Raw genomic sequence first — 11,052 nt, 5'->3', positions numbered from 1 at the left:
CGGCGCCGGCGGGCGCCGTCGTCACGGCGGAGACGCGCCCGTCCGAGCCGCTGTCGGCCCCGCTGCGGCTGCTGCCGGTCGTCGTGCCGGGCGGGCTCGGGGAGCACAAGTGGGCCGACCGCTCCCGGCTGGCCACCGCCGCCGCGCTCACCGGCACCGACCCCGCTGCGGCGGGGGAGGACGTCCTGCTCCTCGACGCCGACGGCGCCGTGCTGGAGACCGGGCGGTACAACGTCCTCGCCGTGGTGGACGGCGTCCTCGTGACGCCGGTGGCCGACGGGCGGCTGCGCCCGGGGACGGCGCGCGCGGCCGTGCTCGAGCTGGCCGGGGCGCTCGCGGTGCCGGTCGACGAGCAGCAGCTGGTGCTCGCCGACCTGGCCGGCGCCACGGAGGTGCTGGTCACCAACGCCCTGCACGGCGTGCGCGGCGTGGCGGAGGTCGCTGGGGTCGGCGCGTGGCCGCCCGGGCCGGTCACCGCCCGGCTGCGGGCGGCCCTGGCGCGGCGCTGGGCCGCTCGCGGCTGAGCGCCGCGCGGTCGGGCCTCAGGCCGCGGCGGGAGGCTCCGGGGACCACCACGGGTCCTCGGGGCAGCCCTCGGCGGCGCAGATCGCGGAGGAGTCCGGGCCCTCGGGAGCGGCCAGGTCGACCAGCAGCGACAGCGGCAGGTGCTGGGCCAGCAGGGCGCGCACGGGTCGCTCGGTGGGGCCCGTGACGGGTCCCCGGGGGGCCGCCTCGGTGGTCGGCTCACGGGTCGTCGGGTCGCTCACGCGGGTGTCCTCCTCGCTCGTCCGGAGGGCTCGGGACGCCCTCGCAGCACGAGCAGGAGATCGTCGGGACGGCGCCCGCGCTTGACCCCGCCGGCCGTTGATCACCCGCTCGCGGAAGACCAGCAGGCCAGCCCGCTGACGCCCCGGGGCGGCGCTCCGCCGCCGGCCGCAGACGCAGCAGAGGCCGGGAGCACGCGTGCTCCCGGCCTCTGCGGTGGGGTGAGTGACGGGACTTGAACCCGCGACATCCGCGACCACAACGCGGCGCTCTACCAGCTGAGCTACACCCACCACGCGCCGCGCGCAGGCGCACGGCAGCGGGACGATCCTAGAGCACGTCCGCGGTGGCGACGACGCGGGCGGCTGCGGCCTGCGCCGTGGCCGAGTCAGGGCCCGGCGCGGGCACGAAGACGGCCTCGCGGTAGTAGCGCAGCTCGAGGATGCTCTCGCGGATGTCGGCCAGCGCCCGGTGGCCCCCGGCCTTGGCCGGCGCGGAGTAGTAGGCGCGGGGGAACCAGCGCCGGCTGAGCTCCTTGATCGAGGACACGTCGATCACCCGGTAGTGCAGGTGCTCCTCGAGGGCCGGCATGTCGCGCGCGATGAACCCGCGGTCGGTGCCGATGGAGTTGCCGGCCAGCGGGGCCCTGCGCGGCTCGGGCACGTGCTCGCGCACGTGGGCGAGCACGGCCTGCTCCGCCTCGGCCATCGTCATGCCGTCGGCGAGCTGCGAGAGCAGGCCCGAGGTGGTGTGCATCTGGCGCACCACGTCGCGCATCTGGTCCAGCGCCTCCTGCGGCGGGCGGATGACGACGTCGATGCCCTCGCCGAGGACGGTGAGCTCGGAGTCGGTGACCAGGGCGGCCACCTCCACGAGCGCGTCCGCGCCGAGGTCGAGGCCGGTCATCTCGCAGTCGATCCAGACGATGCGGTCGGCAGAGGGGCTGGGCACCGGAGCACTCTACGGCGCGAGCGGGCGACGACCGGTGAGGACGCCGTCCGCTGGTTACCCTCGCCACCATGGAGCCGGTCACCCTCGGAGTCGTCCCCGGACCGGTGGGGGAGCCCGCTGCGCCCGTCCCCGCCCGCACCCCACGGCGAGGAGCCGTGGCGCGCGTGCTGGTGCAGGTGGCCATCGTGCTCCTGCTCCTGGGCTGCGGGGTGCTCACCACGCTCGCCGTGGTCGGCGACACGGGCGTGCCCGGGCTCGTGGTCGGCGTCCTGCTCGCGGTGGTGCCGGTCTTCCCCGTCGTGGCCGCCTTCCTCTGGCTCGACCGCTACGAGCGGGAGCCCCCGTCACTGCTGCTGTTCGCCTTCGCGTGGGGGGCGTTCGTGGCGACCTTCGTCGCGCTGGTGATCAACACCTCGTCCCTGGAGCTGCTGCGCGCCGCCGGCGGCGACGCGGGGCTCGTGCCGGTGGCCGTGGCCCCGGTGGTGGAGGAGACCGCCAAGGGGCTGGCGATCGTCGTCGTCCTGCTGCTGCGCCGCCGCGAGTTCGACGGCGTCGTCGACGGCATCGTCTACGCCGGGATGGCCGGCATCGGCTTCGCCTTCGTGGAGAACGTGCTCTACCTCGGCCGCACGCTGCTGGACGAGGGCGGTGGCCCCACGGCCGCGGTGTTCGTCGTCCGGTGCATCTTCTCCCCGTTCGCCCACCCGCTGTTCACCGCCGCGACCGGCATCGGCATCGGGCTGGCGGTCAGCCGGCGCTCGCCGCTCGTGCGCGTGCTCGCCCCGCTCGCCGGGCTCGTGGTGGCGGTGCTGCTGCACGCCACCTGGAACTGGGGCGCGACCGCGGGCCTGGAGGGCTTCGCGAGCCGGTACGTGGCGGTGCAGGTGCCGCTGTTCCTCCTCGCCATCGCCGTCGCCGTGGCCGCCCGGGCCCGCGAGGGCCGGCTGGTGCGCCGCCACCTCGGCGCCTACGCCGCGAGCGGCTGGGTGACCGGCTCCGAGGCCCGGATGCTCGGGTCGCTGTCCGAGCGGGCCCGCGCCCGCGACTGGGCCGCGCGCACCCTCGGCCGCTCCGCCCGCCGCGCGATGCGCGACTTCCAGGAGCTCGGCAGCGAGCTCGCGTTCCTGCGCGAGCGCGTCGTGCGCGGCACCGCCCCGCACGACGCCGCCGACACCGAGCTGCGCACGCTGCAGGCCATGTGGCACCTGCGGCGCGGCTTCCTGCCCCGCGCCGCGCTGCCGGACGCCGGGGTGACGGGGGCCGGGCTGCAGGACGCCGTCCGCGCGACCCCCGGCACCGCTGCGGGCCTGCGGGGCGATGGCTGAGCCCTCGTCGCTGCTGCTCGCGCTCGACCTCACCGGGACGTTCGCCTTCGCGCTCAACGGCGCGCTGACCGCGGTGCGCGCCGCGCGCCTGGACATCGTCGGCGTGATCACCCTCGGTGCGATCACGGCCGTCGGCGGCGGCGTCGTGCGCGACGTCCTCCTCGGCGCGCTGCCCCCGGCGACCTTCAGCGACTGGCGCTACCTCGCCGTGGCCACCGCCGGGGCCCTGGTCGCCTTCCTCTGGGCGCACCGCCTGGACCGCCTCGTCACGCCGATCACCCTCCTGGACGCCGCGGGGCTGGGCCTGTTCGCCGTGACCGGCGCAGGCCGCGCGCTGGAGGTGGGGATCGGGCCGTTCCAGGCCGTGCTGCTGGGCGCGGTCACCGGCGTCGGCGGCGGCACGCTGCGCGACGTGCTGCTCGGCCGGATCCCCACCGTGCTCCGCGCGGAGCTGTACGCGATCCCGGCGCTGCTGGCCGCGGGCATCACGGTGGCGGCCTCGGCGCTCGGCCTGCAGGGCCTCGCGGCGGCTCTCGTCGCCGCCGGCGCGTGCTTCGCGCTGCGCTGGGCCGGGGTCCGCTTCGACCTGCACGCCCCCAGCCCCCGAGCGCCGGGGTCGGCGTGAGGGTCAGTGCTCGTGCAGGTCGGGAGGGCCGCTGGCCAGGACGGCCTCGCTCAGGGCCCGCACCGCGGGGCGGTCGGCGCTGCGGGGGTTGGTGAGCAGCACCAGGTCGATGAGGCCGAGCTCGGGCAGCCGCGACGTCGGCTCCAGCGCCACGAGCTGGGCGGGCACGAGGGTGCTGGCCAGGGCCGAGACGCCGATGCCGGCCACGACGGCGGCGATGAGGCCGTTGACGCCGCGGCACACGCACGCGCTGCGGAACGGCGTCCCGGCCCGCTCCAAGGCGTCCTGCATGGCGGTGCGGCTGATGCTCGGGTTCGGGTAGACCACCAGCGGCAGCGGGCGGGCGGCGTCCGGGCGCACGCGAGGGGTCTCTGCGGGGGCGCCCACCCAGACCAGGCGGTCGCGCCGCACCAGCTGGCCGCGGCCCTCCCCGGGCGGGCGCTTGCCGATGAAGAGGTCCAGGCGGTCGTTCTCCAGGCGGCGGTGCAGGGTGCCGCTCTGGTCCACGGTGAGGTCGAGGTCGACCCCGGGGTGGTCGCGGCGGAACTCGCGGAGCATGTGCGGCAGGCGGGTCAGGGCCAGGTCGTCGGACATCCCGATCCGCAGGCGGCCCTGCGGGCGCGCGCCGCTGAAGTACGCCGACGCCTGCTCGTGGGAGGCGAGGATCGAGGCCGCGAAGCCGATCATCGCCTCGCCGTCCCCGGTCAGGGCCACCGAGCGGGTGTCGCGGTGGAGCAGGACGCGCCCGGTCGCCGCCTCCAGCCGCCGCACGTGCTGGCTGACCGTCGGCTGGCCGAGGCCCAGGCGGGCCGCGCCGCGGGTGAAGCTGCGGGTCTGCGCGACCGCGAGGAACGAGCGCAGGAGGGCGGGGTCGTAGTCGGTCATCGCGCTCCGCAATAGGAGTCAGTGGCGTGATCCAGAGTCAGAATACGTGGGGCCGGGGAAGGGTGCAGGCGTGAGCGACGCCCCCGGCCCCGACGGCGACCAGCCGCGAGGGGCGCTCGCCGTGCTGCGCGTGCGCGACGCCCGGGTCTTCTTCAGCGGGCACGCCGTGGCCAGCACGGGCATGTGGACGCAGAGCCTGGCCCAGGACTGGCTCGTGCTCGAGCTCACCGGCAGCGCGTCGGCGGTCGGGGTCACCATGGCCCTGCAGTTCCTGCCGGTGCTCGTGCTCGGCGTCCACGGCGGGGCGCTCGCCGACCGGTTCCCCAAGCGCTCGGTGCTGCTCGCCACCCAGGGCGCCACCGGGCTGCTCAGCGCCGTCCTGGCGGTGCTGTGCCTGAGCGGGGCGGTGCGGCCCGCGCACGTCTACCTGCTGGCGCTCGCGGGCGGCGTCGTCTTCGCCGTCGACCACCCCACCCGCCAGGTGCTCGTCACCGAGCTCGTGCCCCCGCCGCTGCTGCGCGGCGCGGTGGCGCTGACGGCGGCGGTCTCGCAGGCCAGCCGCCTGGTCGGGCCGGCGACGGGCGGCCTCCTCATCAGCGCCGCGGGCATCGGGTGGGCCTTCGTCGCGACCGCGCTGTGCTCGCTGGGCGCGCTGCTGGCCCTCGTCGCCGTCCGCGCGGTGGCGCCGGTGGCGCGGGCCGGCCACGAGCGGGGGCAGCTGCGGCAGGCCCTGCGCCACGTCGCCGAGCGCCCCCACGTGGCCTGGACGGTGGTGCTGGTCGCCGTCGTGGGCACCTTCGGGCTGAACTTCCCCATCGTCATCTCCGGCATGGCCCGCACCGCCTTCGGCGGCGGCGCCGACCTCTACGGCCTGCTCCAGGTCGCCGTGGCCGCAGGGTCGGTCACCGGCGCCCTGGTCGTGGCCGGGCGGGTGAGCACGCGGCTGCGCCTGCTCGTGGGGATGGCCGCGGTCTTCAGCGCGGTGCAGGCCAGCGCCGCCCTCGCGCCGAGCGCCCTGGCGTTCGGCGCCGTCCTGTTCCTCATGGGCGCCACGAACATCGCCTACCAGGCGATGGCCAGCTCCTCGGTGCAGCTGTGGATCGACCCGGCGATGCGCGGGCGCGTCATGGGGCTGTACTCGCTGGCGCTCATGGGCGGCACGCCGCTGGGAGCGCCGCTGGTCGGCTGGGTCACCGAGCACCACGGGCCGCGCGCGGGCCTGGCGCTGTGCGGGCTCGTGCCGCTGGCCGCGGCCCTCGTCGTCGCCGTGCTCGTCCGCCGCGGCAGCCGGCCGGTCGTGGAGGCCCGTCCCCGCGCCCCGCGGCGGCTCAGGCCGATCGGCAGCGCCGGCTGATCCGGGGTCGAGCACAATGGCGCGCGTGAACACCGTGGCGAGCGCCGACGTCCACGCGCAGGTGCCGGCGGGCGAGGCTCCCGCCGTGGACGCCGCCGTGGCGGTGATGACCACCGCCGTGGGTTCCGGCGGCCGCCTGGGCGTGGCCTTCTCCGGTGGCGTGGACTCCTCGCTGCTGCTGGCCCTGGCGGTGCGGGCGCTGGGCCCCGCCCGGGTGGTCGCCGTCCTCGGCGTCTCTCCCAGCCTGGCGGCCGACGAGCGGGCCGCCGCCCACGCGGTCGCCGCCTCCGTCGGGGCGCCGGTGGTGGAGGTGGCGACCTTCGAGGGGGAGAGCGAGGCCTACCGCCGCAACGGCCCGGACCGCTGCTTCCACTGCAAGGACGAGCTGTTCACCCGGATCTCCTCCGAGGTGGTCACCGCGCAGGGCCTGACCGCGGTGGCCTACGGGGAGAACGCCGACGACGCGCGCCGCCCCGACCGCCCCGGGGCCCGAGCGGCCACCGACCACGCCGTCCTGCGGCCGCTCGCCGACGCCGGACTGGACAAGGCGGCGGTGCGCCGGCTCGCCCGCGCCCTCGGCCTGCCCAGCGCCGACAAGCCCGCCGCTCCCTGCCTGGCCTCGCGGATCCCGCACTTCTCCGAGGTGACGCCCGAGAAGCTCGCCCAGGTCGACGCCGCGGAGTCCGGGCTGCGCGCGCTCGGCCTCGGTGACCTGCGGGTGCGCCACCACGGCGACGTCGCGCGCCTGGAGGTGCCCGAGGCCGACCTCGTGGCCGTGGTGACCGCGCCGCTGCGCGAGCAGGTGCGCGCCGCCGTCCGCGCCGCCGGGTTCCGCTTCGTCGCCCTGGACCTCGCGGGCGTGCAGTCCGGGGCCTTCACGCTGCCGCTGGTCGGCGTCCGTGAGCCCTGACCCCGACGGCTGGCAGCCGCCCGCGGCGCTGGCGGCCTTCGCCGACCTGGACGCCGACCGCGCCGCCCGCCGCGGCTACCCCGAGGCGGTGTTCTGCGAGGGCAAGACGGTCGAGCAGGTGCGCGTGATCGCCGCGGCCGTGCGCGAGCGAGCGGCCCGCACGCTGTTCACCCGGGTGCTGCCCGAGCAGCTCCCGGCGCTGCGGGAGGAGCTGCCGGACGCCGCCTGGACGCCGGACGCCCGGATCCTCGCCTGGCCGGGCGAGGCGCCGGAGCCCACCGGTGGGCTGGTCGTCGTGGTCGCGGCGGGCACCTCCGACCTGCCGGTGGCGCACGAGGCCGCGGTGACCGCCCGCCACCTCGGGCGCGCGTGCGAGCTCGTCGTCGACGTCGGCGTGGCCGGGCTGCACCGGGTCCTGGGGCACCTGGACCTGCTGCGCCGCGCCCGCGTGGTCGTCGTCGTCGCCGGCATGGACGGCGCGCTGCCGGGCGTGGTGGCCGGGCTCGTCTCCGCCCCGGTCGTCGCCGTGCCCACCTCGGTCGGCTACGGCGCGGCCTTCGGCGGGCTCGCGCCGCTGCTGACCATGCTCAACGCCTGCGCCCCCGGGGTGGCCGTGGTCAACATCGACAACGGCTACGGCGCCGGCCACCTCGCGGCGCAGGTCGCGGCGTCCTGAGCCCCTGGCCGACTACGCCCCGGGCGTCGTCGGCCAGGGGCGGCCGGCGGCCAGCCCGGCGTCCACCGCCGCGGCGCGGGCCAGGACCAGCACCTGCGCCACCGGCTGACCCAGCTGCCCGGCGAGGGCCCGCACGTCCTCGAACTCCGGCATGGCCTGCACGACCACCCCGGCCCGGTGCCCGACCTTGACCCGCACGGAGCCCGCTCCGGCGACCGGCACCTCCTGCCAGGCGCGCTCCAGCACGTCGCGGACGACGGTGCTGCGCCGCACGCCGAGCGTGCTGGTGTGGGCCAGGACCGCGGCCGAGAGGGCGTCGGCGTCCGCCGGGGCGGCCAGCACGTGCAGGGTGTGGCCCGGGCGGCCCTTCTTCATGAGCACCGGGCTCAGCCACGCGTCGGCAGCGCCGGCGGCGAGCAGGTGCGCGAGGACGTCCGGCCACACCCGCGGGTCGAGGTCGTCGACCGTGGTCTCCAGGAGCACGGCGGGCTCACCGGCCGGCGCCGGCGCGCTGGCGGGGGCGGGGGCGGGGGCGGGGGCGGGGGCGGGGGCGGGGGAGCCGAGCACGACCCGCACGACGTTGGCGCGCCCGGGGACGTCGCGGGTGCCCGCACCGACGCCGGACGCCTCCACCCGCAGCGCCGGCAGCGGCCCGGAGCCCTGCGCCAGAGCGGTCAGCAGCGCCAGGCCGGTCGGCGTCGCGAGCTCCCCGGTGGCGCCGGGGCCGCCCGTGCCCCCCGCCAGCACGTCCCAGCCGCGCGCCAGCTCCAGCACGGCGGGCACCGGCACCGGCAGGGAGCCGTGCGCGGCCCGCACCGTGCCCGAGCCCAGCGCCACGGGCGAGGTGACCAGGGCCGTGACGCCGAGCGCGTGCAGCGCCGCGACGGTGCCCACGACGTCGGCGACGGCGTCCAGCGCGCCGACCTCGTGGAAGTGGACCTCGCTGGCGGGCACCCCGTGCACCCGTCCCTCGGCCTCGGCGAGGCGCGCGAACACCGCGGTCGCGCCGACCCGGACGGGCTCGGGCAGGTCCGCGGCCTCGAGCAGCTCCCGCACGGTGGTCCAGGTGCGGTGCGGCGGGTCGTCGACGAGCACGTCGACGTCGACCTTCGCGGCGCGCAGCCCGGCCCGGACGACCTCGGAGCGGCGCAGGCGCACGGCTCCCGGCACGACGGCGTCCACCGCGGCCTGCAGGACGGCGAGGTCGGCGCCGGCGTCCACGAGCGCGCCGAGGAGCATGTCGCCGGCCACCCCGGCCGTCGCGTCGACCCAGGCCAGGCGCTGTGCGGTCACGCCGCGGACTGTAGCCAGCGCCCGGTCGCGGACGGCGAGCGCGCCCGGCAGCCTGGGGGCCACGGCCAGCACGAGCGAGGAGGCGGGGTGGCGACGACGTCCGGCAGGGCCCACCCCGCAGCGGGGACGGCGGAGGCGCGCCGCTCGCTGCTCGTGGCGGCGATGGCCGGGGTCGCCCTCATGGCTGCGCTCGACGAGGTCGTCTTCCACCAGCTGCTCGGGTGGCACCACTTCTACGACCGCTCCACGAGCCAGGTGGCACTGCTCTCCGACGGGCTGCTGCACGCCGGGGAGCTCGTGCTGCTCGTGGCGAGCGGCTTCCTCTTCGCCGACCTGCGCCGCCGCGGCGCGCTGGCCGTGCGGTGGGCGTGGGCGGGCCTGTTCCTCGGGCTCGGCGGCTTCCAGCTCTTCGACGCCGTCGTCGACCACAAGGTGCTGCGGGTGCACCAGGTGCGCTACGGCGTCGACCTGCTGCCCTACGACCTGGCCTGGAGCCTCGGCGGCGTGCTGCTGCTCGGCGTCGGCGCGGTGCTGGCCCTGCGCGCCCGCGGTGGTCGCTGAGGCGCACGGCGGCCACGCGGACCACGGCGCGGCCGCCGCCGGCTCGGTGTTCGGCTCGGTGTTCGACTCGGTGCCCGGGTGGGTCCTCGCGGTGCTGCTGGTCGGCGCGCTCGTGCTGCCGTACCGCGTGGGCGTCGCGCGGGTGCGGGCCGGCGGTCGGCGCTGGAGCCCGTGGCGCACCGCGGCCTGGACCACCGGGGCGGTGCTCGTGGGGGCGGCGCTGGCTCCGCCGCTGGCCGAGGCCGCGCACGCCACCGCGCGCGGGCACACGGCCCAGCACCTCGTCCTGGGCATGTACGCCCCGCTCGCGCTGGTGCTGGGGTCGCCGGTGCGGCTGCTGCTGGGCGCCGGGTCGCGAGCGGTCCGGGCGCGCGTCGCCGCCGTGCTCCACGCGCCGCTCGTGCGCGTGCTCTCCTCCCCGGCGGTCGCGGCGCTGCTCGACACCGGGGGCCTGTACCTGCTGCACCTGACGCCGCTGCACGCCCTGAGCCAGCGCGAGCCGCTGGTGCACGGCGCGGTCGTCGTCCACTTCCTCCTCGCCGGGTCGCTGTACGCCTGGGCGATCGCCGGCCCCGACCCCGCGCCCCGGCGGCCGGGGACCGCGACCCGGGTCGCCGTCCTCGTGCTCGCCGCGGGGGCCCACGGCTACCTCGCCAAGCTGCTCTACGGCCGCGCGGCGGTGCTGCCGCCGGGGGCTGCGGGCAGCGCCGCGGACCGCGAGCAGGCCGCCGTGCTCCTGTCCTACGGCGGGGACGCCGCCGAGCTGCTGCTGGCCACGGCGCTGTTCGCCGGCTGGTACCGCCTGCGCGGACGCCGGGGCGTCCGGGGGATGATGCGCTCAGCCGCCGGGGGAGAGCGCTGATGAGTGGGGACGCACCGCGGCGAACGGCGTCCTGCTCTCGGCCCTGACGGCGGCCGGCCTCGGGCTCCTGGCGGCCGAGGTGGTCGCCGAGGTGCTGCTCTTCGCGGGCAGCTACCAGGTGCAGCGGGAGTGCGTGCTCATCCCGGGCCGCTCGCGGGCTCGACGCGCTGAGGGGCGGCGTCAGGAGGCGTGCGCGCGCCAGGCCTGCCAGGCCCGCGGCGCGGTGGCGCTGACCGCCCCCGAGGCCCGGGCGACGGTGACGAGGCCGCCCTCGTCCAGCCGGACCGTGCGGCGCGCGCCGTCGGGGTCGCGCAGGGGCACCCGCCACCCGGCGTGCCCGAGCGCGGGTCCCGAGGCCCGCCAGGCGCCGCCGACGCCCACGAGCGCGCTCAGGCACCCGGCGTCCAGGAGCTCCTCGACGAGCAGGTCGGCGGCCAGGGCGTGCTGCGCGTCCAGGCCCGGCAGCTGCACCGGGCCGGTGCGCCACGCCAGCTGGTCCTCCACGCCCACCCCGACGCCGGGTGCCTCGCTGAGCGAGAGCAGCAGCAGCGTCTCGGGGGAGACGGCGGACGGACGCAGCGTCGGAGCGGCGGCGAGGGCGGCCAGCTCGCCGTCGGGCCCCCACCGCTCGGTGAGCTCGCCGAGCAGGAGCAGGCCCTCCTCCAGCGCCCCGGCGTGCTCGGCCAGCACCCGGACGCTCACGCGCGTGCCCAGTCCGGGAGCGGAGGTGGAGAAGGCGATCAGCGGCACCTCACCGGCGCTGGTCACCGCACGTCGTCCGGGGCCTGCACCTGGGCCTGCGCGGTCGCGGGCACGTCGCGGGAGGCGCTCGGCACCCCCGGCGC

Annotated in this window: 13 protein-coding genes and 1 tRNA gene; 8 read left to right on the top strand and 6 right to left on the bottom strand. The window is 77.8% G+C overall.

What is annotated here, in order from left to right; translation table 11 throughout:
• Positions 1-524, top strand: a 524-nt coding sequence (locus tag AC5FZL_RS12065; RefSeq protein WP_493618923.1) for an aminotransferase class IV, incomplete at its 5' end; no start/stop codon positions are given.
• A gap of 18 nt (positions 525-542) precedes the next feature.
• Here the strand turns inward: AC5FZL_RS12065 and AC5FZL_RS12060 are convergent.
• The 3 genes from AC5FZL_RS12060 to orn all read right to left on the bottom strand — a co-directional run bounded on the left by AC5FZL_RS12060 (position 543) and on the right by orn (position 1,716).
• Positions 543-767, bottom strand: a complete 225-nt coding sequence (locus AC5FZL_RS12060; protein ID WP_493618921.1) for a hypothetical protein — start codon at positions 765-767, stop codon at positions 543-545.
• A gap of 215 nt (positions 768-982) precedes the next feature.
• Positions 983-1,058 (bottom strand) — tRNA-His (locus AC5FZL_RS12055).
• A 37-nt stretch (positions 1,059-1,095) separates the two neighbouring features.
• Positions 1,096-1,716 (bottom strand): oligoribonuclease, encoded by a 621-nt coding sequence (orn, locus tag AC5FZL_RS12050; protein WP_493618919.1) that lies wholly within the window; start codon positions 1,714-1,716, stop codon positions 1,096-1,098.
• A gap of 155 nt (positions 1,717-1,871) precedes the next feature.
• On the opposite strand from orn, the gene AC5FZL_RS12045 reads away from it, so the two are divergent.
• Both AC5FZL_RS12045 and AC5FZL_RS12040 read left to right on the top strand, forming a co-directional pair.
• Positions 1,872-3,041, top strand: coding sequence for a PrsW family intramembrane metalloprotease (locus AC5FZL_RS12045; protein WP_493618918.1), 1,170 nt, complete (start codon positions 1,872-1,874; stop codon positions 3,039-3,041).
• Entirely contained in the window at positions 3,034-3,666 is a 633-nt protein-coding gene (locus AC5FZL_RS12040) for a trimeric intracellular cation channel family protein (RefSeq protein WP_493618916.1), read from the top strand. The genes AC5FZL_RS12045 and AC5FZL_RS12040 overlap by 8 nt, the downstream gene beginning before the upstream one ends.
• Positions 3,667-3,669: 3 nt before the next feature.
• Here AC5FZL_RS12040 and AC5FZL_RS12035 read toward each other — a convergent pair whose 3' ends face one another.
• Positions 3,670-4,551, bottom strand: a complete 882-nt coding sequence (locus AC5FZL_RS12035) for a LysR family transcriptional regulator (protein WP_493618914.1) — start codon at positions 4,549-4,551, stop codon at positions 3,670-3,672.
• A 70-nt stretch (positions 4,552-4,621) separates the two neighbouring features.
• Between AC5FZL_RS12035 and AC5FZL_RS12030 the strand changes: the two genes are divergently transcribed.
• The 3 genes from AC5FZL_RS12030 (at position 4,622) to larB (ending at position 7,491) form a co-directional block, all read left to right on the top strand.
• The gene (locus AC5FZL_RS12030; RefSeq protein WP_493618912.1) at positions 4,622-5,905 is read left to right on the top strand and encodes an MFS transporter; all 1,284 of its coding nucleotides are present in this window, start codon (positions 4,622-4,624) and stop codon (positions 5,903-5,905) included.
• Positions 5,906-6,011: 106 nt separating this feature from the next.
• Positions 6,012-6,815 carry an ATP-dependent sacrificial sulfur transferase LarE gene (gene larE, locus AC5FZL_RS12025; protein ID WP_493618927.1) on the top strand — a complete coding sequence of 268 codons (804 nt, stop codon included), beginning with the start codon at positions 6,012-6,014 and terminating at the stop codon, positions 6,813-6,815.
• Positions 6,805-7,491 carry a nickel pincer cofactor biosynthesis protein LarB gene (gene larB, locus AC5FZL_RS12020; protein ID WP_493618910.1) on the top strand — a complete coding sequence of 229 codons (687 nt, stop codon included), beginning with the start codon at positions 6,805-6,807 and terminating at the stop codon, positions 7,489-7,491. Before larE ends, larB begins: the two co-directional genes overlap by 11 nt.
• A 12-nt stretch (positions 7,492-7,503) precedes the next feature.
• Here larB and larC read toward each other — a convergent pair whose 3' ends face one another.
• Positions 7,504-8,784: a nickel pincer cofactor biosynthesis protein LarC gene (gene larC / locus AC5FZL_RS12015; protein WP_493618908.1), complete on the bottom strand. Its 1,281-nt coding sequence runs from the start codon at positions 8,782-8,784 to the stop codon at positions 7,504-7,506.
• 162 nt (positions 8,785-8,946) lie between these two features.
• Between larC and AC5FZL_RS12010 the strand changes: the two genes are divergently transcribed.
• Positions 8,947-9,345 (top strand): DUF2243 domain-containing protein, encoded by a 399-nt coding sequence (locus AC5FZL_RS12010; RefSeq protein ID WP_493618925.1) that lies wholly within the window; start codon positions 8,947-8,949, stop codon positions 9,343-9,345.
• Positions 9,335-10,207 carry a cytochrome c oxidase assembly protein gene (locus AC5FZL_RS12005; protein WP_493618907.1) on the top strand — a complete coding sequence of 291 codons (873 nt, stop codon included), beginning with the start codon at positions 9,335-9,337 and terminating at the stop codon, positions 10,205-10,207. The genes AC5FZL_RS12010 and AC5FZL_RS12005 overlap by 11 nt, the downstream gene beginning before the upstream one ends.
• A 180-nt stretch (positions 10,208-10,387) precedes the next feature.
• Here AC5FZL_RS12005 and AC5FZL_RS12000 read toward each other — a convergent pair whose 3' ends face one another.
• Complete coding sequence (locus AC5FZL_RS12000; RefSeq protein WP_493618905.1) at positions 10,388-10,975, bottom strand: FAD:protein FMN transferase; 588 nt, start codon at positions 10,973-10,975, stop codon at positions 10,388-10,390.
• Between the last annotated feature and the right edge of the window lie 77 nt (positions 10,976-11,052).

This window comes from Quadrisphaera sp. DVD1 (assembly GCF_058932755.1).
Note: the sequence above shows the minus strand (reverse complement) of the source record. Positions and strands in the feature narration are given on the sequence as shown.

What these genes read in the sequence shown, in the direction of transcription:
- AC5FZL_RS12040 (WP_493618916.1), top strand. Translation starts at nt 3,034, where the DNA reads ATGGCTGAGCCCTCGTCGCTGCTGCTCGCGCTCGACCTCACCGGGACG.
- AC5FZL_RS12035 (WP_493618914.1), bottom strand. Translation starts at nt 4,551, where the DNA reads ATGACCGACTACGACCCCGCCCTCCTGCGCTCGTTCCTCGCGGTCGCG.
- larE (WP_493618927.1), top strand. Translation starts at nt 6,012, where the DNA reads ATGACCACCGCCGTGGGTTCCGGCGGCCGCCTGGGCGTGGCCTTCTCC.
- AC5FZL_RS12010 (WP_493618925.1), top strand. Translation starts at nt 8,947, where the DNA reads ATGGCCGGGGTCGCCCTCATGGCTGCGCTCGACGAGGTCGTCTTCCAC.